The organism is Paenibacillus sp. J5C2022 (assembly GCF_025567625.1).
Lineage (GTDB): Bacteria > Bacillota > Bacilli > Paenibacillales > Paenibacillaceae > Pristimantibacillus.
This window is the reverse complement of the sequence record NZ_JAOQJC010000065.1, coordinates 1-21,674: the sequence shown is the minus strand read 5'-3', so window position 1 is coordinate 21,674 and position 21,674 is coordinate 1. Positions and strand designations below refer to the sequence as shown.

Here is a 21,674-nt window from a genome sequence, read left to right as displayed (position 1 = left end):
CGGTCAGTCCCTCCATTCTTTACCTGTGAAGGCGATAAAGACGTCTTCCAGGCTCATCTCGCGAATCGATATTTGCTCCACCCGATAGCCCTTCTCCTTCGTGTAGCCGAACAGTTCGTATAATGTTTCTTCAGGCTGGGTCGACCATAGACGAAGGGCAGAGCCTTCACGCGATGTACGGGCAACCGATGCCAGACTTTTCGCGATGGACTCTGTCTCCCAAGCCGCTGCTTCCCCGTCCAGGAATGAGAGCCGCACCTCGCGCTCCTTCGTCAGACGGCCGATCAGCTCTGCCGGCGTATCCAGCGTAACGATCTGCCCTTGATCGACGATGCACACCCGATCGCTCAGTTGCTCGGCTTCCTCCATATAATGAGTCGTCAATATCGTCGTTTTGCCCAGTTCCTTCAGCTTCAGGATAATATCCCATATGTTGCGTCTTGCCTGGGGGTCCAGACCTGTCGTTGGCTCGTCAAGGAAGATGATGTCGGGATCGTTAATCATGGCGAGCCCGATGGCGAGCCGCTGCTTCTGACCGCCGGACAGCTTCTTGACGTGCTTGTCGCGCTGATCGGTCAGATTGATCATGTCCATCACTTCTGCCGTCGATCGGGATTGCGGATAGAAGGTGGCGAACAGGTCGAGATTCTCCTCCACCGTCAGCAAGTCGAACAGCGCGCTGGACTGCGGCTGCACGCCGATGCTGCGCTTGATCTCATCTCCGTTCCTCACCCAATTCAAGCTTCCGAATTGAATATGGCCGCCATCCGGCGGCTGCAAGCCTTCAATCATCTCCAGCGTCGTCGTCTTGCCGGCACCGTTAGGACCGATAATGGTGAATACCTCGCCTGCTTCCACAGTGAAGCTGATGTCCTGAACCGCGGTGACTGCTCCGAATGCTTTGCGCAGGTTCTTAACCTCTAGCACGGGCATGATTGTCACTCCTTCATTCTAATAAATGGCAATTCTTATTCCAGTTCCCATTGTAACAGACTGAGTTTAATCCGGTACCGTCTGCGGCATGCTATCGTCTCGGTCCAGAGATGGAGGATGCTTTCCGAATCTAGCAGAAGGTACATGTGAAACTTGTCGAAATTTCTGATAGACTATAGTATGCGGTATCCATAAGGATAGCCGAATGACTAGGAGGGGAATGGCGTGTTTGCAAGGTTTTACCGCAACCGTATCCGCAACAGCCTGTTCGGGAGATGGATCTTGCTGTTCTCGGCGATAGCTGTTATGTCCATCGTCACGCTGGCCTACGGCGCGCATTGGTACTTGTCGCAGTCGATGCTCGAGAAGGAGCTGGACAGCCAGAAGAAGACGATGGACGCTGTAAACGATTACGTCACCCGCAAGTATGAAGCGGTTCACAATATGGTGGAAAATATTTACCGGAATCAAACGTTGTCCGAGCACTCCTCCTTTCTGCTGCAGAATACATTCGATGCCTATATCCAGCATAAGCTGGATCGTTACTTCGAGTTTTCCGGGGAAGCGGTTAATGTCATCTCGTACTTCGACAATGCGATTGATGACGATCCCAGCATTGAGCATCTGCTGCTGTACAGCACGGAGAAGCAATATATGTATGTATTCAAGCAGAACGGTCCATTCAAGCTGGTGGAGACGGGTGCCGGTGAGTCATATATTCCAGACGCGATGGCGCTTGAAGCTCCGCCTGTCGACCTGCCCAATCCGTGGCTGCTGAAAGCGTTGCAATTGAGTCCTCGAGAGAGAGGGCTTGTATCGATACGCGTACCGATTAATGATAAAAATACGTATAAAAACATCGGGCGGCTGGCGGTGCTGTATCGGACGGATGCGATCGACCAGATCGTTCGCCGTGTCGGAGGTGACATGAAGGGCACTATTCTTGTGCTGTCGGCAGACGGCTATACCCTGTTCGATTCCTCCGGCACTTACACAGGCATGAGACATCCTGAGGCTGATGTGCTGCAATCGCTTGATGCGGAGGAACGGTTGAAGGAAGATGCGCTGTTCACGAAGCTGACGAACAGCCACGCGGGCTACACGGTTGTCGGCATGAGCTCCAAGGCCGAGGTGGCGAAGGCCCATCGCGGACTCAGCATTACGATTCTGCTGATCGCCGTCGTCAGCGTACTCATTGTCGTCACGATACCAAGCGCAATGGTCGTTAATTATGCGAAGCGAACGGGCAAGATTATCCGCTTCATGCGGAAGGTCGAGAGCGGAGAGCTGTCGCCCCGCATTGCCGACGACAAGGATGATGAGCTGGGTCAGATATCGCGAAGCTTCAATGAAATGCTGGACGAGCTGACGCTGTACATTGACAGGGTGTACAAGGCGGAGATCAGAGAGAAGCAGACAGAGCTTGCCGCGCTTCAAGCCCGCGTCAATCCGCACTTCCTGTACAATACGCTGGAAGTTATTCGCATGCGGGCATTGTCTCAGGGGGCGGAGGACGCAGCGGAGATGATCTACAGCTTGTCGGCGTTGTTCCGCAACATCGTCAGGGACAAGCCAAGCTATTCCGTGAAGGAAGAGGTGGAGATGTGCCGCTTGTACCTGGAGCTGTTCCGGATTCGCTATAAGGACAAATTCTCTTATCGCATCGCCGTCGGTGCCGGAGCCGGAAGCGCGGAGACGATGAAGCTGATCCTGCAGCCCATTATTGAGAATTATATTGTACATGGGATGCGCAAGGACAGCGACGATAACGAGATCGTGATTACTGCCGATCGGGAAGGGGATACCGTTCATATTCAAGTAAGGGATAACGGCATCGGAATCGCTCCGCGCAAGCTGGAGGGGCTTAGGGCGGCGCTGCTTCAGCCTGACGCCGAGCGGACGGAGGGATCCTTCGGCATGAGAAGCGTACATGAACGCCTCAGGCTCGTATATGGCGAAGCAGGAGGACTTACGGTGAGCAGCCGCGAAGGAGAAGGGACGATCATATCGTTGCATTTTCCGGTGAAGAAAGGGGAGCAAGGCATTTATGTATAAAGTGTTTATCGCGGATGACGAACCATTTATTATAGAAGGCTTGCACGATGCGATTGACTGGACTTCATTGGAGCTTGCCATCGTCGGCTCGGCCGAGAATGGGCAGCAGGCGCTGGATGCTCTGGAGAAGACCCATGTCGATATATTGATTACCGATATCTCCATGCCTGTGATGAACGGACTGGAGCTGATTCGCAAAGCCAGACAAATTCATCCCGGATTGCATGTGATCATTCTGAGCGGATTCAACGACTTTGATTACTTGAAGGAAGGGATGCGCCTCGGCATCGAAAATTACCTGCTGAAGCCAATCAATCTGCATGAGCTCAAGGCTACGCTGGACGGAGTCATCGAGAAGCTGGACAAGCGGAACCGCCAAGCCGTCAGCTGGCAAGAGGAAGACATTAGCGTGCTGAGGGACAACATTATCTATCGCTGGCTGAACCGCGAGATTGGCTCGGGGGAGCTGCATGAACGGGCAGAGATGCTGGGCATTGATCTCATGCAGGAATACTTCCTTGTCGTTATGCTGGGAATGGGACAGCTGAGTGAGGATGCAAGGCGGCATCTCTTCCGATTGCTCGAGCAAGATACGCAGCATGGCATACCGTTCCATGACAGGGACGGCAACGTCGGAATCGTCATGGCGCTGCAGCGGGAGGAGGACGGGGGGGCGGTCGTCAGCCGTCTGCTGGACCGTCTGCGCGAGGCGAAGCCGGAAGAGATGATTCGCGTGGCCATCGGTGAAGTGGCGTCCGGCGAGGAGCAAGCAGCCGCCAGCTACGCGCAAGCGAAGAAGGCGATGGAGTTCGTCCTTATCCATCCCGAGCGCGAGCTGCTGCAATACAGTGAGCTTGCGGTAGACGGCACTGCCGGGCAAGGCTTCGCATTGGACTGGGGCGAGTATGCGCGTCATCTGGCCGCCAAGGAGAAGGAGCAACTGCTCGGATTGATCGAAGAGGACTTCGGCCGCTTCTCGCAGGAGCAAGGAGTGACGCCCGGCAGATTGCAGAGTCTGGCGCTGGAGCTGATGGTGCAGCTGAAGATCGAGCTCGGCAGCATCAAGAAAACGGAAGTGCCGGAGCTGATACGGGAAAATACAGTAGAGCGCATTATGCGTGCGGATTCCTTGGGCGGCATGATCGAAGTCGTGCGCGAAATAGCGGAGGAGGCTGTCGATTCGCTTGTCCGGGATACGAAGAGCCCCGTTATTCAGCAAATATTGGATCGTATTCAAGACAATTGCGCGGAGGAGCTGTCGCTCAAATCGTTAAGCGCAGAGTATAATATTCATCCCGTCTATCTGGGAAGGCTGTTCCACAAGGAAACGAACGAGACCTTCTCGGAATACTTGAACCGCTACCGGATAGATCGGGCGAAAGCGCTGCTTGGGGAAACCCACTTGAAAGTAAGCGAGATCGCACGCGAAGTCGGCTACTGGGAAATGGGCTACTTCTACAAGCAATTCAAAAAGTACGTCGGCGTGTCCCCTAAAGATTTTAAAGCATTGCTCTAGGCTGAGAAGCCTGGAGCTTTTTTTCATTTTTCTTCATAAATTCCGGGGTCCCCGCAAAGTGTCCCAGCAAGCTTCGAAGAGGAGCCCCGCTTTGTGGAGTTATTTATGGAATTTTTTAAGTTTAGTTTGGAGACGATATGTTTAATATCTATTCTATTTGAAAATGCTTTCATGAGTTACTGTAAATATAGTCCCTCGGACTTCGCAGTATACAACATGAATTCATAACACCAAGGAGGAAATGAAAATGGGGAAATCGAAAAAGAGATGGGTTTCGCTGCTTGCTCTCGCTACATCTGCTACGCTCGTCCTGGGCGCATGCGGAAATAACGGCAATACGCCAGGCAATGAAAGCGCGAACGGCGGCAAAAAAGAAGAGAAGCCAGTTGAATTGATCTGGTATACGATCGGCACACCTCAGAAAGATGTTGATCGCGTCATGGATGAAGTCAGCAAGTATACGAAAGAAAAAATCGGCGTCACTGTAAAAATGAACATGATCGACTGGGGCGATTACACGCAAAAAATGCAGGTCATGACCGCTTCCGGCGAACCGATGGACATTATGTTCACTTCTTCGTGGGCATTCGATTACGTGCAAAACGCACGTAAAGGCGCATTCATGGACATCACCGATCTGCTGAAGGAGCACGGACAAGGCATTATCGACACGCTTGATCCCGCTTTCCTGGAAGGCTCGAAGGTAGACGGCAAAAATTACGGCATCCCGGCCAACAAAGAGCTTCCGGCGCAAGAAGTATGGCGCTTCAACAAGGGACTGCTGGACAAGCATAACCTGAGCATGGACGGCATCTACTCGCTGGAAAGCCTGGAGCCTCTTCTGAAGCAAATCAAGGAGCTTGAGCCTGGCGTAGCGCCGTTGGCAGTAGACAAGACGTTCGGCCCTTACCTGCCGTTCGACTACGTCATCGAAGCGATGCCATTCGCAGTTCCGCTGGATTCCACAGACTACAAAATCGTGAATATTCTCGAAACGGATGAAATGAAGAATACGCTGGCAACAATGCACAAGTACTACAAAGCTGGCTACATCCCGACTGAAGCGGCTACGAAGGATTCATTAACCGATCTTCAGGCAACTGGCAAATGGTTCGCGGATAAAGCGACTTCCCAGCCGTTCGCAGACAATCTGTGGTCCCAAAGCACAGGATACCCGATCGTATCCACGCCGCAAAGCGAGCCGTACATCTACAACTGGTCCGTTATGGGCTCCCTGCAAGCGATCTCCGCTAATTCCGAGTATCCGGAGAAGGCGATGGAGTTCCTGAACTTGCTCAATACCGATCCGGTGCTGCGCAACATGGTTGATTCCGGTATCGAAGGCGTGCACTACAAGAAAGTTAGCGAGAATGTGATGGAGAACCTGCCGGAGTCCAAAAACTACGACATGCCGACCTTCTCGCTTGGCAACGTCATGCTGAACTACCTGAACCCTGCTGACCCTGAGAACAAGTGGGAAGAGTTCAAGAAGTTCAACGATGCAGGCAAGCCTGCTCCGCTGCTGGGCTTCAACTTCGATCCGACCAGTGTGACAACTGAGCTGGCCGCATTGTCCAATGTGAAGGAAGAATTCTGGACAGCGCTTATGACGGGTACAGTTGATCCCGAGGAATACCTGCCGAAGGCGACTGACAAGTTCAAAGCCGCAGGCATGGATAAAGTAATGGCGGAAATGCAAAAGCAGCTTGACGAATGGGTTGCAGCCAACAAGTAAAAGGAAAACTGAAAGGGCGGATGAGAGCATTCGCCCTTTCTTTTACGCCTTGGGCTGCATGACAGTCTAATGACAAGGAGTGAATGGTTATGGGAGCAATCGGACGTTTTATTAAAGATTTGAATCGCAACGGAGCTATGCTGCTCATGGTGCTGCCGGCAACGGTCTGGTTTTTGTTTTTTTCTTATTTGCCAATGGCCGGCCTTGTTATCGCATTCAAGCAGTATCGCGTAAGCCGTGACGGCTTCCTCGCGAGCATTATGAACAGCGAGTGGATCGGTCTGCAGAACTTCAAGTTTCTGTTCAGTACGAACGATGCCTACATCATTACAAGAAATACGGTTTTATACAATGCGGTATTCATTACCGTCGGTTTGATATTGTCCGTTGCTCTTGCTATTATTTTGGCGGAGATTGCGAACAAACGGCTGGCTAAAGTGTATCAAACGGGAATGTTCCTGCCTTACTTCCTGTCGTGGATCATCGTCGGTTATTTTGTATTCAGCTTCCTGAGCGTGGATCGCGGCGTATTGAATCGCATGCTGGCTTATTTCGGGGTGGATCCGATCAACTGGTATTCCGATCCTACCTGGTGGCCGGTTATTCTTGTCGTTGTGTTCCTGTGGAAATCGATCGGCTATAACAGCGTAGTCTATCTGGCTGCCATTATGGGGATCGACCGCTCCTTGTACGAAGCGGCGATGATCGACGGCGCGAACAAGTGGCAGCAGATTCGGAACGTTACGATTCCAATGCTGAAGCCGCTCATCATCATTCTGACATTGCTTGCCATCGGCAAGATTTTCTATGCAGACTTCGGCTTGTTCTACCAGGTTCCGCGCGACTCCGGACCGCTATATTCCGTGACGAACGTAATCGACACATATGTATACCGCGGACTGAAGGCGACAGGCGAGATCGGCATGAGTACGGCTGCGGGCATGTACCAGTCTTTGGTCGGCTTTATTCTCGTCATTACATCCAACTACATGGTACGTCGATTCGACCGGGACAACGCGTTATTCTAAGAGAAGGGAGTCCTTTCTATGCAAAAAGCTGTTAAAAAATCGCGCGACTTTCAAAAGCTGACGTCCGGCTGGAATGTTGCGTTTAACATCGTCGCAGGCGTATTTGCTTTCCTTTGCGTATTTCCGTTCCTGTTCGTCACAGTTATTTCGTTCACGGACGAAAGCACGCTTGCTCATAACGGATACAGCCTCTTTCCGGAGAAGCTGAGTCTTGAGGCATACAAATATGTGTTCCAAACGGGCGACCAGTTGCTTCGCTCCTACGGCGTCACGATATTCGTGACCGTAGTCGGAACGGTGATCAGTCTGATCGTGACGACGCTGTTCGCTTACGCCATTTCACGCAAGTCGTTCAAATACCGCAATTTCTTCGCATTCTTTGCATTCTTCACGATGTTGTTCAACGGCGGTCTTGTACCGACGTACATCGTGGCCACTCAGCTGCTGGGGCTCAAGAACTCTGTCTGGGCTTTGATCTTGCCTCTGCTGGTTAATGCGTTTTATATTATGATTATGCGTACGTTCTTCGCGACGATGGTGCCGGGAGCGATTATCGAGTCCGGCAAAATCGACGGCGCAGGCGAATTCGGCATCTTCGTTCGTCTCGTGTTGCCGCTGTCGCTTCCGGGCATCGCGACGATTGCGCTATTCAATACCCTTGGCTATTGGAACGACTGGTTCAACGCGCTTCTGTACATTGAGAAGCCGGATCTTGTACCGCTTCAGTCCATGCTGATGCGGATCGAGAACAGCATGCAGTTCATCCTGCAGAACTCGCAGAACACATCGATCAACATGGGCATCCTGCAGGATATGCCGCAAGATACGTCGCGTATGGCGATGGTTGTTCTCGCGACCGGCCCGATCATTTTCGCATATCCGTTCTTCCAGCGTTACTTTATCCAAGGCTTGACGATCGGTGCCGTGAAAGAATAATCAACTAGGAGGACAATCACACTATGGAACAGTTCCGACTTCCACAAATCCCGATGCCAGAGCTGCAGCTGCCAGAGGCAGTTGGCGAAGTGCTGGAGGAGGCGCGCCGGAAGCTGGCGCACCGCCCGAAGCTGCTGAAGCAATTCCTCAATTGCTTCCCGAATACATTGGAGACGACGACGAAGCTGATGGATGACGGAACGACCTTCATTATTACAGGCGATATTCCGGCTTGCTGGCTTCGGGACTCCGTGGAGCAAGTTATTCATTACGTCCCGCTGGCGAAGGAGGATAAGGATCTGCAGCGCATCATCAGCGGACTGATTAAACGTCATATGCAATATATTGCGATCGATCCTTATGCCAATGCCTTCAACGAATCGGCGAACGACTGGCATTGGAATACAGATGATATTACGGATATGGGGCCATGGGTATGGGAGCGCAAGTTCGAGCTTGACTCCATCTGCTTCAGCATCCGCTTGGCGTACGCATACTGGAAAGAGACCGGACTGACGGACATCTTCGACAGCGGCTTCAAATCGGTCATGCGCACCATTATCGAGCTGTGGAAAACCGAACAGCGCCACTTCGAGCTGTCTCCATACCGCTTTACACGCAATAATGGTATTCCGGAAGATTCCTTGCGCAACAATGGCATGGGCATGCCGGTCAACTACACTGGCATGATCTGGTCCGGCTTCCGTTCCAGCGACGATGCATGCGACTTCCACTACAACGTTCCGGCGAACATGTTCGCGGTTGTATCGCTGCGCCAGATGCAGGAATTCGCGGAGTGGGTATTCCGCGATATGACGATGCTGGCGGAGCTGAAGGCGCTGGAAGCCGACGTTGATCACGGCATTCAGCTGTACGGGATTTACCGCCATCCTGAGTTCGGCCCGATCTACGCCTACGAGACGGACGGCTTCGGCAACTATTGCCTGATGGACGACGCGGGTACGCCGGGACTGATGTCCATTCCTTATTTGGGCTATGTGGATGCAGACGATCCCATCTATCAGAATACCCGCCGCTTCGCGCTTAGCAAGGAGAATCCGTTCTACTTCGAGGGCAAAGCTGCGAAAGGCATCGGCAGCCCGCATACACCGAAGGGCTACATCTGGCATATGGCATTGTCGATGCAAGGCTTGACCGCAACCTCCAATGAAGAGAAGCTGGCATTGATCGATGTACTTGAATCGACGGACGGCGATACCGGATTCATGCATGAAGGCTTCCATGCCGACGATCCCAACGAATTCACGCGCAGCTGGTTCGCATGGTCCAACAGCCTGTTCTCCCAGCTCGTATATAAAGCGATGAAGGAAGATCTGCTATGAACGGCATCATCTTATTCTATGATTCTTCGTTCCCGATGAGCGGCGAAGGACTGACAGAAGAGTCGTTGAAAGCTATCGGAGCTTATGCCCGTGTGGCGGATGCGGACGGACTAGCCGAGGCGCTGCGCACAGCGGAGCCCGGCTGCTTCGTCAATCTGCATGCGCCTTACTTCCCTAAGGACGCATGGGGCGATATTCTCGCCTTCCTGAAGCGCGGTGGAGGGCTTGTCTCCGCCGGCGGAGCGCCGTTCAAGCGTCCCGTACGCCGTAGTGAGGACGGTCAGTGGCAAGTGGAAGCGGAGCAGACGGCGTATCATCAAGCGTTGGGCATCCATGAAGCGTTGCGGGTTGATGGCGGCCGAGTGACTTCGCTGACGGCATTGACGGAGATTCCATTGCTGCAGGGGCAAGAAGAGCTGCTGCAGGCGGATGCGGATGCCTGGAATCTGGTGCCGCATGTGACGAAGAGCAGCGATCTGCCGCATCAGATGGGCTCTGCTGGACCAATGGACGCCCGCATCTATCCGCTGTTGAAAGGACGCAGCGAGGACGGCCGCGAGCTGTCAGCTCCTGTTGTGCTGTGGGAGCGCGTGCTGAGTGAGTTCGCCGGGGCGCGCTGGCTGTTCGTCGGCCAGCCTCTGGGCGCGGCCTTCTGGCAAAGCGGCGGTGCGGAAGCATTGGCGTCCTGGATAGCGTTCACAGCTGCCGGAGTCACGGAGTGGTGGCTGAAGCCGGATTACGCTTGCTACGAGCAGGGAGAGCGTCCGCTGCTTACGCTGCAAGCGCAGCGCCTGGGAGGCGGAGCAGCTTCATCCGTCGCTTCGAACCAAGAGTGGAACGTAACATTGACGATAGAGAAGGACGGAGAAGGCTCCGAGAGCAGCGAACGGTGGGAGCACGCCTTCACAGTGGAAGCGAAGCGGGATATCGAGATGATGCGCTTCCCGGTTCCGCTTGCGCTGGAGAGCGGCTATTACCGGGCGATGGCGATCTTGACATCGGCTGACGGGGAACGGCGCGTGCTGCGCCAAGGTTTCTGGTGCCGCAACGATGCGTTGCTGGCGGAAGGCGAGCCTGTGTCGGCAGACCGGGACTACTTCCGGAAGGAAGGACGTCCATTGCCGGTCGTCGGCATGACGTATATGACGAGCGACGTCGCTCGCAAATTCCTGACTTTGCCGAACGTCTCTGTATGGGATCGCGATATGGCCGCGATGCGCAATGCAGGCATCAACTGGATTCGCACAGGCATATGGACTGCGTACCGCAACATTATGGAAGTGGATGGACACGCTTCTGAAGCGGCGCTTCGGGCCATCGACGCGTTCCTGCTGACGGCGAAGCGTAACGGGCTGCAGGTGACCTTCACGTTCTTCTCCTTCACGCCGGAAGCGTGGGAAGGACTTAATCCGTACCTCGACCCGCGCAGCGTCGAAGCGCAGAAGAGATTCGTGCGCTCGATCGTCAGCCGGCACAGGAACACGAAGAACGTGGATTGGGATCTCATCAACGAGCCGTCCATGTTCGACCCGCCGCGCATCTTCTCCGACGGACCGAGATCTTGTCGCGATGCCTACGAGCGCGAAGCATTCTCCGCATGGCTGGAGGAACGCCACGGCAGTATTCAGAGCTTGCAGGAGAAGTGGAATATGACACCGCAGCAGCTGCCTTCGTTCGCGGCAGCAGTGCCGCCGGAACCGGAAGAGATCAACTTCGACGTGCAAGATATGCATCAGGCGAAGAAGGGCGGCAAGTGGCTGGATTATGTGCTGTTCTCGATGGACATGCATAATCGCTGGGCCAAGCAGCTGTACGATGCCATTAAGGAAGCGTGCCCGGATCATATGGTTACTGTCGGACAAGACGAGGCGCTTGGCGCCCAGCGGCCTTCACCGTTCTTCTACGAGGAAGCGGCGGATTATACGACGGTGCATTCCTGGTGGCTGAACGACCACTTGCTGTGGGACGGCATATTCAGCAAGACGGCGAACAAGCCGAATCTCGTGCAGGAGACCGGCATTATGTATGTGGAGACGCCGGACGGAAGAGCGAAGCGCTCCGAGGAGGAGCTGCGCAGCATATTGGAGCGCAAGTACGCTTATGCCTTCGCGGCTGGCGGAGCCGGAGCGATTCAATGGATTTGGAACACGAACTTCTATATGGACAATGCCAATGAATCGCATATCGGCGCGATACGTGCGGACGGCACGGAGAAGCCGGAGGCGGATGTCTCCTATGATTTCGGACGGTTTATGGGCGAGATCGGCGATCTGTTCGAAGGGCGCGAGATAGAGGAGACGGCGATCGTCTTCCCCTACTCCAACGACTTCTCCAACCGCAAGCTGGCATTCGACGCGACGACAAGAGCGGCAAGGGTGCTGGGATATCGGCTGAATGTTCCGTGCCGTGCGGTTGGCGAATACCATCTGGACGACTTGCTGGAGCGTCCGGCGAAGCTGATTATCGTGCCAAGCCCTCACAACTTCGACAATGAAGCGTTCGACAAGCTGATGAGCATCGTCTCCGAGACGGGAGCGACGCTATTGTGGACAGGGCCGATCGGGCTGAACGCCTACTGGAGACAGGAGTCGCGCTTGGTGGAAGAACTAGGCCGCTTGGAGCTTCACAATGTCCGCCGCGAGGAACGTCTGCTGAACGTACGCCAAGCTGTTGATACTTCTGTCTCCTTCGGGGCCCGTCGAATTGCAGAGACGGTGAAGGAGACGACAGTGGCGGCGTCCGGCGAAGGCCGCGGCGGGGACAGCTTGTCTATCGTTCCTGTAGGTGCCGGCCGCTTAATCTGGTGTCCGCTCCCGGTGGAGCTTAATGAACGTCCGGAGGCTGTGGAGCTGCTGTATCGGACTGCGCTGGAGGAAGCTGGAGTCGGTCAGGAGCTGAACTGGCTGGAAGGCGGGGACTTGCCTGGCGTATACGGGCGCAAGTTGACCTTCGCAAGCGGTTCGCTGTTCGTATTCGTATCGGAGAGCGGATTCGACGCTGAAGTAACAGTGCAAGACCCCGCTACGGGAATCCGTTACAGCTTCAAGCTGGAGCAAGAGCGGTCCGTATTGTTCGCCACCGATAAGCAAGGCAAGATCAAGAGCGTATTCCGTCCAACGGAAGTGACGGTTGAATATATACAATAAGCATGGTCAGGTATAAGTGAATCGCTTATACCTGACTTCCATTTCACCGACCGGTTAGGAGGAGCATTCATGACAACGAAGAAGACGGCGCACATTATTTCCCATACGCATTGGGACCGGGAGTGGTATTTGCCATACGAGAAGCATCATGTTCGGCTGGTGGAGCTGATGGATACCCTTCTGGATACGATGGCGAGCAAGCCCGATTACAAGAGCTTCTTTTTGGACGGACAGACCATCATACTGGAAGACTATTTGCAGGTGCGCCCTGAACGACGCGCAGAGCTGGAGGCGTTAATTCGTGAAGGACGGATCGGCATCGGTCCTTGGTACATTCTGCAGGATGCATTCCTGACCAGCTCCGAGGCGAATGTGCGCAATATGCAGATCGGTCACCGGGATGCGGCGCCGTACGGCACAATTTCCAAAATCGGCTATTTCCCCGACACATTCGGCATATACGGTCAAGCACCTCAGCTTATGCGCCAAGCCGGCATTGACAATGCCTTGTTCGGACGCGGCGTGAAGCCGACGGGCTTCAATAATACCGTATCGGATTCCTACGAGTCTTCCTTCTCGGAATTGGTATGGGAAGGTCCGGACGGCTCGAAGGTGCTGGGCATCCTGTTCGCGAACTGGTACAGCAACGGCAACGAAGTGCCGACAGACGAGGCGGAAGCGCGTGAATTCTGGGAGCGGAAGCTGGCGGATGCGGAGCGGTATGCATCCACGAACCAACTGCTCTATGTGAACGGCTGCGATCATCAGCCTATCCAGTGCGATCTTCCGGAAGCCATCGAGCAGGCCAAGCGCATACATCCTGAAGTGGAGTTCATTCATTCCAACTTCGAGGACTATCTTGCGTCAGTACGTGGTGCGATGTCCGGTGAAGGGCAGCTGTCGGTCGTGAAGGGCGAGCTTCGCAGTCAGCGTACGGACGGGTGGTCCACGCTGGTGAATACAGCTTCCGCGCGCGTCTATCTGAAGCAGATGAATCAGCGGGGACAGTCGTTGCTGGAGAGCACGGCTGAGCCGCTCGCGGCAATCGCGCATCGATTGGGCCAAGCCTATCCGCATCATTTGTTCACGTATGCATGGAAGACGCTGATGCAGAACCATCCGCATGACAGCATATGCGGCTGCAGCGTCGATGAAGTGCATCGCGAGATGGTAACCCGCTTCGACAAGAGCCGTCATGTGGCGGAGTCCATTATCGACGACAGCAAGGGGGTTATCGCATCCGCGCTTCGGACAAGCGGGTTCGCGCAATATGGCGAGAACGCTCTGCCATTCGTCGTGTTCAATACGAGCGGCTGGGAGCGCAGCGGCGTTGTTGCTGTGGAGCTGGATGTCAGCCGTATCTATTTCCGTGAAGGCAAGTCGATTCCGGAGATGAACAGCATGATGAAAGCAATTGGCTTGGAAGGCAGGACACTGTTGAACGAGCAAGGCGATGCGGTTCATTGCGATGTTGAGGATCTCGGCTTGCAGTTCGGCTACGATCTTCCGGATGACCGTTTCCGCCAGCCGTACATGTGCCGCCGCGTAAGGCTTACGTTCGAAGCCACTGCGGTACCGGCTATAGGCTGGCGCTCGTTCGCTTGGGTACAGACGAACGAAGCGGCGGTTAGCGCTAGTGGGGAAGAGGCCGCGTTGGTGGAAGGCAATCATGTCCTGCTGAACGACTATTTGCGTGTGGAAGTGCAAGCGGATGGCAGCCTGATCGTAACGGATAAGACGAGCGGACGTGAATACCGCGATTTGCTAGTATTCGAGGATACGGGCGACATCGGGAATGAGTATATGTACAAGCAGCCGAATGGAGAGACGGCGATTACGACGAAGGGCAAGCAAGCATCGGTCAAGCTTATCGAGAATACAAGCTACCGTGCAGCCCTTGAAATCGTGCACACGCTCGACATTCCGGCATCCGGCGATGAATTGTTCCAGCAGGAGAAGCAGGAAATCGTCTACTTCCCGAGCCGCAAGAGCGGCCGGACGACGGAGTGTACGGTACCGCTCGTCATTCGCGCTGTCGTCAGCCTGGAAAGAAGCGGTCGCGGCGTTGGCATTGCTGTCAGCTTCGATAATCGGGCGATGGACCATCGGGTACGCGCATTGTTCCCGAGCGATGTGGCGGCAAGCTACCATTACGCCGACTCCATCTTCGAAGTAGCCAAGCGGGATAATGAGCCTGCGAAGGAGTGGGAGAACCCGAGCAATTGTCAGCATCAGCAAGCGTTCGTTGATGTGAGCAATAGCGAAGCGGGACTGACGGTCGCGAATCAAGGCTTGCATGAATATGAACTGCTTCGTGACGGTCGCAATACGATCGCAGTCACACTTCTTCGCGCAGTAAGCGAGCTTGGCGACTGGGGTGTATTCCCGACACCGGAAGCGCAATGTCTGGGAGAGCACAGCTTCAGCCTGATGCTGTTGCCGCATGGCGGCGGCGAATCTGACCGATTCCATGCTTACGAGCGTGCATATCAATTCGGCATTACATGGCAAGCGGCTCAGACCGATCTCCATGAAGGCGAGCTCCCTGCTTGCTCCTCGGCGGTTGCATGGGAAGGAGAAGGACTGGCGTTCACTTCCATGAAGATAGCGGAAGGCACCGGCGACGTGATGCTTCGTTGGTACAACATGGACAACAAGCCGGTTGAATTGTCTGTAACCGTTCCTGAGGGCGGCAAGGAAGTGTACAAGAGCGATATTCTGGAGCAGCCATCGGCTGGCGAGGAAGCCGCTTCTCTTGTTGGGGACAGCAGAACCCATGTTCAAGCTGTTGCACCATGCGAAATCGTCACATTGGGCTGCCGTTCATAATCTTTTTCAACGACTAAGTGCACCGGGCACCAAAGCTATATACAATTAGAGCGGGGAAGACTCCCGCTCTTTTTTGCATTCTAGACGTGCAATGGCAAGAAAGCCTGCTCTCCCCTCAGCTCAGGACGATCGAAAGTTATTTAGACGTTCGTTTACGGAAGGGCTTACTATCCCATTGGCTCAGGCTAGCTCTCGATGTAACTTATGTATGATTTACAATGGGCCCACTCTCCCCTTGATTCAGGATGGCCGTGGACAATCCACCGGCAGGTAAATTAGATGTGCATTGTGCGTATACGGGAGGCCTTACTGTCCCATTGGCTCAGGCTAGTTCTCCATGTAGCTTATATACACCTTACAAGAGGTCTATTTTCACTTTGACTCATTAAGTTTCTGAAAAAAAGTAAAGATTCACTCCTGAATCAAGGGGATGGTGAGGAGGTTGCGAAAAGTGCGATAAAATGCTCCTGAATCAAGGGGATGGTGAGGAGGTTGCGAAAAGTGCGATAAAATGCTCCTGAATCAAGGGGGTAGTGAGGAGGTTGCGAAAAGTGCGATAAAATGCTCCTGAATCAAGGGGATAGCGGGGTGGTTGCGAGAGCTCGATAAGGTGATCCTTGTGAACCAGGAAGTTATCGATAAAAAAGAAAATACAGATTATCTCCCCAAGAGGAGAAATCGGTGCTATCATGGAGAGTATTATGTCAACTGTTCAGGTACAGTAGAAAACGATTAGTCTATAGAGCAGATAAGTAGCTATCGAATTAAGCAGTCTGTTGAGTGGAAAGCAGAAGTAATTGAAAGAAGCAGTAATCGAAAAACAGGCTGGAGCAGGTAAGCAGCTACAACGTAAATAACTGTTCTATGATGCAAGTCGCCACTATCGGGAAAGCAACTGTTTGTAGAATAGATGAGCAGGAGACCGGGGATACGTAGTACGTTGTAGCCAAGTAGTAGGCGGTAGGAAAGAACTGGATGGCAGCCAAGTAGTAGGCGGTAGGAAAGTAAAGGATGGCAGCTAAGGAGTAGGCGGTAGCTATATTGCGGGTGGTAGAAAAGTGATTTATGGGTATGGTCGAAATCAGGTGCTTAAACCAGCAGACCAGATAAATAAGCAGGCAATGTAGATTCAGCAGGAAGACAGAGGAGGATATAGGCAAGATGTGGCTTATGTATGCCATCCTGGCGGCGGTTAGCTTCGGGATGAGGGGGATATCGTATCATTGGACCAGTCAGCAAGGTTTTGACCGCAATTTACTGCTATGCGGCGTATTTGCGATGGGAGCGGTTGTGAACTTGATCGCTGCTATTGCCACCGGTTCCGCTTGGAATGCCGCCAGTCTCGTCGGTATTCAGATGGGCCTTTTCTCGTTCGGCGGCAATGCGGGAATGTTCAAAGGATTTGCCGTAGGCAAAGCGTCGCTGGTAGCCATTCTTACAGCACTGCCATCCGTTGTGGTCGTAATTGTAGCCTTTCTGCTATGGGGAGAAAAGCTTCATACGATGCAGCTTATCGCGTTCCTCATCATTATTGGAGGAGTGCTGCTTGTCAGGTACTCCAACGAGTTGTCGCTTCGCAATCTGCAAGGTGCACAATGGGGGCTGCTCGCTATGCTAATGTTCGCCTTCAACGATTTGTCCGGGAAATGGTCTACGATGATCGGTGCAGAGTTGTTTCCAAGCATGTTCTTTCTGTTCACGACCGGGACTGCTTGCTTCGGATTATGGTGGCTTTTCGATCTCAGAAAATCGCGCATGCAGACGGAAGAACTGGCCGCTGCGTCGGAGATATCTGCTCCCCCCGCTTCAACTAACCAGCCTGTCGTCCGCAAATCCAGAGCCCGGTTGCGAACTTTCCTTGTGGGGATGGCGGTCGGAACGACGAATACGGTAGGCATGTTTTTTATTATTACCGCATTCGATCTCGGAAAGGCCGGGCTAGTCTCCGCTGTGGCGGCGCTTAATGTTATCATCATACTCATTTACACCCGATTCGTGGTGAAGGAGAGCTTCTCACGTACGGAACTGACGGGCATTATCCTTGCCTTTGCCGGTATAGTGGTCATGAGGTTGTTCGGTACCTAGCGAGAAAATTTAACAGACTGTCATGAGCGACGATGCTTCATGACAGTCTGTTTTTGTACTTGCCGCTGTATCGCAATCGGAACTTGACATTCACGCTGGCGATTTCGGTATTGCTTATGTCGGAATGCGGCAAAATATACGTTTGCCAATCCCGGTAATGATATCTGAACAGTTCGGTGTTCAAGTTGTACACATCCACACCGATTTTCTTTCCATAGCGAAAGGTTTCCAGCACTTCCTTGCTTATTTTTCGCTCGGCGGCTTCTACCAGCTCCTTCTCGCTCGGCTCCTGCACCAATTCATCAATAAAGCCTGAAAGCCGGATGGATATGTCATAAACCACCTTGCCATTCCGAATACGATAGCTATGCTTTATTTCCGGTTTGTTGGCGACAAGCGTCGCTGCCGGTTTTCCGTTCATCCACACCGTTATCGGCATCCGGATGGAACGGGGATTCATATACCTTTTCCCGATGAGCTGCGCGGACGAAAGATATCCGCTGAAATGGTCGCGATAGAAGAAATAAGCTCCTTCTAATACAAGCTGTGGCGACTTCACCATTCCTTCTTGCCAATGCGTATTATTGATTGTGATTCGAGGCAGGAGCGCACTCTTGCCACGTTCGTAAAAGTCTGCTATGAATCGGTAGAAGTATACCGGCTTAGTGGAGGAATATTGGGCAAAGTTCCGCTCAGGCTTCATTAATACAGACTCGTATGGCGAATAACCAAAGTCGGGATTAATGTTCAGCATTTCTTTAATATCGCTATTCGTGCCGAAAAACCAGAGATTGTAACGAATCTCTCGATAACGGTTGATCAGGTCGATGAATTGCTCGACTCTCACTCGCCGAAGGGCGTTCTCATGGATAATGACGGTCATGATATGACCCCAATAGAGGGTCTGCTGCTCATATTTGTACAATTCAAAGAAAGCCTCCGCGAGCGTCTTCCCCGTTCCAATACCGATGACAGACTTATGCTTCGCCGGGCGTTCGCCTTCCCGCTGAGCTACATTGGAGAAGGTTAATGCCTGCATATAGACGGTGTACTCGCTATTGGAATAATCAATACCAATCGTCGTTGTGTAAACGGCTTTTTGAATTTCTTTGTAGTCCCAGCAGCCCGCAAGAAACAGAAAGGTTAGGCAGAGGAATAAACACAGGACCACGCGGAGCCTGACGGCCGCATTTTTCATGGAAGCGCTAATCTCCTTTCCTCAAGCTCTTCGGCACGCGGCCCATCCACTTGCGCGGCAGAGCGAATGTGGCCGACAGAATCTCCTTCAGCCGCAATGGGGAGAACGGAGACAAGTAAGGAATGCCGAAGGAGGTGAGACCGATAATGTACACGACCAGCAGCATTGTGAACAGCATAAAGCCGTACATGCCGAGCATGGATGACAGCAGCAGAGCGATAATGCGAATGACGCTTACCGTTCCAGCCAATGTCTGACTGATTAGGGTTGAGCCGGCGACCATTGCAATAGCACCGACGACGACTATGCTGGGCGACAGGATGCCTGCCCTGATCGCGGCATCGCCAATAATAAGGCCGCCTACAACCGTCAGTGTCTGCCCGATCATGGACGGCAGGCGATAACCTGCTTCCTTGAACGTCTCCAGCAGAACGAGCACGACCAGCATTTCCAATGGAGCTGGCAGTGGAGTGCCCAGTCGCGTGAGCACGATAGTGGCAAGAAAAGGGAAAGGCAGCTGGTCCTGATGAAAGCCGATCAGCGCGATAAAGAAGCTGGGCAGCATGATGGCGATGATGACGCTGAACAAGCGCAGCACTCTTCCCAATGATGAAGAAAGGAAGTTGAAATGAGTGTCTTCGGGCGTCTTGAGCAGCAGCGGTAATGTGGCCGGTGCAATGATCGCTCCGGGGACACCGTCTATGACGATGGCGAAGCGTCCCTTCAGCAGGCAAGAAGTGATAAAGTCGGCTCGCCCGGTATATGCGGTTAATGGAAACAAGCTGTATGGCTTGTCGGATATAAGCTCCTCCAACTGGTTGGCACTAGTCAGCTCTTCAACAGAAGACGGGATGCTGCTTAGCTTCTCGCGAACGAGAGCGAGTATATCGTCATCGAGCTTGTCTTTTAAATAGAGGAATCCGATCTTCGTGCGAGTGCGATTCCCGATAATATGCCTTTCATTGGCAAGCTGACTAACGGGCAGCCGCTTGCGAATCAATGCGATATTGGTGTCTATGTCCTCCACAAGACCGTCTTTGGGCCCGCGAATCGATACTTCAATGTTGGTTTCGTCCGTTTGTCTTGTCGGAATACCGCATATAGGGACCGAAGCGCATACTTCTGATTGTTCCCAGTATATGATGGCATCCCCGCTGAATATTGCGGCGACAAGTTCGTCAAGATTGTTTACCGCAGCCATTTGGATAGTGGAATGGGCCAGAATAGCTTCTTGGTCGTTGTAAGGACCTTGGTATTCCAACCGTTGCAGTTCCGGCATAATCATACTTTGAATAAGCTGGGTGTCGCACATGGATTTGCAGTATATGATGTACACATCCCTGGAATCCGGGAAGAAGTGTATATCGAAGATGACGTCGTCCAACTGGGCGAACAGTTGTTTAACGGCTTTCAGATTCATGCCCGGCCCATCCTTTCTTCCTGTAAGCAATGAGAGTAAGAATAAGCAGCACCGCACACAGCGTCAGCATAAAGGCAAAGACGAGTGGAAAGTAATAATTCGTCATTGCATGCAAAAAAGTGATGTCACTCATTGGCCATATGATCAGGACGGCTATGAGCAAGGCGACTGAGCAGGCAGCGAGAGTGCGGCGTCTGGCGGGAAACAGGTCCGCAATTAGAAAGATGGCCAGACTGATTCGAATGAACGCGCCGCTTATCCATTGATAGATGGACAAGAAGTCCAGATGATTAATGTAGTTGCCGATACGGACAAGCCGCCATTCTTCGAATGCGGGAAAACGCTGCGTAGCAGCTTCAACAGGTCCGAATTCCGCAATCGCCCCCATAACGGGACCGATTGTCAAGCCTGCCATGGCCAGTCCCAACACAATGATGTAACCGGATTTCACCTTGCGCTTCACATAGTGGATTAGCAGCAGTATGTAGAGCATCTCGACAAATCCGGTGCCGGCGTAAACTATTCCCCGCCACATGCCTGAGGAGCCGTATTCGAAGATTGGGAACAGCATGCTGTAATCTTTATGAGGGAAATTGGCGACCATTACGAACTCCCCGAACAGTATGACGAAAGGAAGCAGCACCACAGAGACGAGGGCGATGGCCCGAATCCCGTGAAGTGACAAATACAGACACAGGCCGATAAACGACAGGACAATAACGCTTGGCGGCGTTAGAGGAAGATAGGTCGAGCTTGTCCATATTTTCATATCCTTGCCGGTAGTGACGGCGGACAGAAGCAGCAAACAAACAAAAGCGACAGCGATTATTCCGGCAGGTATCTTGCCGATTCGCTCCGCTAACCACTCCATCATCGGTTTGTTCATCGCTTGGCTTCGCTTGGCGATGATGGCTATCGCCCAGAATAACGGGATAAAGAGCACGCTGGTTATGATGACGGCCAGCCATGCGTCGCGCTTCGAGATGTCCAGCAAGGAAGGAATTAGAATAACGTGATTCATCAAGCCGATCGATAGCAGCATAATAGCGGATAAGTGCAAGAAGGATATTCCTGTGCTTTTCATGTGACGGTCTTCACTCCCTTTTTACCACTAGAGTTGCCATTATGGAGATGATGCAAACGTCAGATAACGGTTGATCTTTAACTCCATGCGTCACAGAAGTCTCCTTCCTCAGCGAAGCAGGTGGGGGATGAATGACACTTTTCCCGAACATTCCTTCTGGATGGGGAGGAAAACAGCCATTCGAGTAATGAACAGGTTAGGAGTGGATTGACAAAAACTCTCCGTGTACGAACGTGTGTGTGGTATAATGAGTATATCTACAAGCGGTTCGAGGTGAGAGAGATGGTTAGAGGACAAGTTGTACATTTTCGAGCATCCAAGGGGAATGTAGATCGTTTATTCGCTTGCAATCGCGAATCTGCCCGT

General features: G+C 52.9%; 13 protein-coding genes. 9 read left to right on the top strand and 4 right to left on the bottom strand.

The window, feature by feature from the left end; all coding sequences use genetic code 11:
- Positions 1–3: 3 nt before the first annotated feature.
- Entirely contained in the window at positions 4–933 is a 930-nt protein-coding gene (locus M6D81_RS29935; protein ID WP_262681160.1) for an ABC transporter ATP-binding protein, read from the bottom strand.
- Between the two features lie 225 nt (positions 934–1,158).
- Between M6D81_RS29935 and M6D81_RS29930 the strand changes: the two genes are divergently transcribed.
- The 9 genes from M6D81_RS29930 (at position 1,159) to M6D81_RS29890 (ending at position 17,606) form a co-directional block, all read left to right on the top strand.
- Positions 1,159–2,988: a cache domain-containing sensor histidine kinase gene (locus M6D81_RS29930; protein WP_262681158.1), complete on the top strand. Its 1,830-nt coding sequence runs from the start codon at positions 1,159–1,161 to the stop codon at positions 2,986–2,988.
- Positions 2,981–4,504 (top strand): response regulator transcription factor, encoded by a 1,524-nt coding sequence (locus M6D81_RS29925; RefSeq protein WP_262681156.1) that lies wholly within the window; start codon positions 2,981–2,983, stop codon positions 4,502–4,504. Before M6D81_RS29930 ends, M6D81_RS29925 begins: the two co-directional genes overlap by 8 nt.
- Before the next feature lie 247 nt (positions 4,505–4,751).
- Positions 4,752–6,239 (top strand): ABC transporter substrate-binding protein, encoded by a 1,488-nt coding sequence (locus M6D81_RS29920; protein WP_262681154.1) that lies wholly within the window; start codon positions 4,752–4,754, stop codon positions 6,237–6,239.
- 89 nt (positions 6,240–6,328) lie between these two features.
- Positions 6,329–7,267, top strand: coding sequence for an ABC transporter permease (locus tag M6D81_RS29915; protein ID WP_262681153.1), 939 nt, complete (start codon positions 6,329–6,331; stop codon positions 7,265–7,267).
- Positions 7,268–7,285: 18 nt separating this feature from the next.
- On the top strand, positions 7,286–8,203 hold the full coding sequence (locus M6D81_RS29910) for a carbohydrate ABC transporter permease (RefSeq protein WP_262681151.1): 918 nt from the start codon (positions 7,286–7,288) through the stop codon (positions 8,201–8,203).
- A gap of 23 nt (positions 8,204–8,226) precedes the next feature.
- Complete coding sequence (locus tag M6D81_RS29905) at positions 8,227–9,546, top strand: glycoside hydrolase family 125 protein (RefSeq protein WP_262681150.1); 1,320 nt, start codon at positions 8,227–8,229, stop codon at positions 9,544–9,546.
- The gene (locus tag M6D81_RS29900; protein WP_262681149.1) at positions 9,543–12,692 is read left to right on the top strand and encodes an alpha-amylase family protein; all 3,150 of its coding nucleotides are present in this window, start codon (positions 9,543–9,545) and stop codon (positions 12,690–12,692) included. Before M6D81_RS29905 ends, M6D81_RS29900 begins: the two co-directional genes overlap by 4 nt.
- Positions 12,693–12,761: 69 nt before the next feature.
- On the top strand, positions 12,762–15,521 hold the full coding sequence (locus M6D81_RS29895) for an alpha-mannosidase (RefSeq protein WP_262681148.1): 2,760 nt from the start codon (positions 12,762–12,764) through the stop codon (positions 15,519–15,521).
- Positions 15,522–16,682: 1,161 nt separating this feature from the next.
- Positions 16,683–17,606 carry a DMT family transporter gene (locus M6D81_RS29890; RefSeq protein WP_262681146.1) on the top strand — a complete coding sequence of 308 codons (924 nt, stop codon included), beginning with the start codon at positions 16,683–16,685 and terminating at the stop codon, positions 17,604–17,606.
- A 37-nt stretch (positions 17,607–17,643) separates the two neighbouring features.
- Here M6D81_RS29890 and M6D81_RS29885 read toward each other — a convergent pair whose 3' ends face one another.
- Genes M6D81_RS29885 through M6D81_RS29875 form a run of 3 tightly spaced genes read right to left on the bottom strand, consistent with a single transcriptional unit; the run spans position 17,644 to position 21,308 of the window.
- A complete protein-coding gene (locus M6D81_RS29885; protein ID WP_262681144.1) occupies positions 17,644–18,804 on the bottom strand; it encodes a Ger(x)C family spore germination protein in 1,161 nt (386 codons plus the stop codon).
- Positions 18,805–18,811: 7 nt separating this feature from the next.
- Positions 18,812–20,224: a spore germination protein gene (locus M6D81_RS29880; RefSeq protein ID WP_262681143.1), complete on the bottom strand. Its 1,413-nt coding sequence runs from the start codon at positions 20,222–20,224 to the stop codon at positions 18,812–18,814.
- On the bottom strand, positions 20,205–21,308 hold the full coding sequence (locus M6D81_RS29875; protein WP_262681142.1) for a GerAB/ArcD/ProY family transporter: 1,104 nt from the start codon (positions 21,306–21,308) through the stop codon (positions 20,205–20,207). The genes M6D81_RS29880 and M6D81_RS29875 overlap by 20 nt, the downstream gene beginning before the upstream one ends.
- Positions 21,309–21,674: the final 366 nt, after the last annotated feature.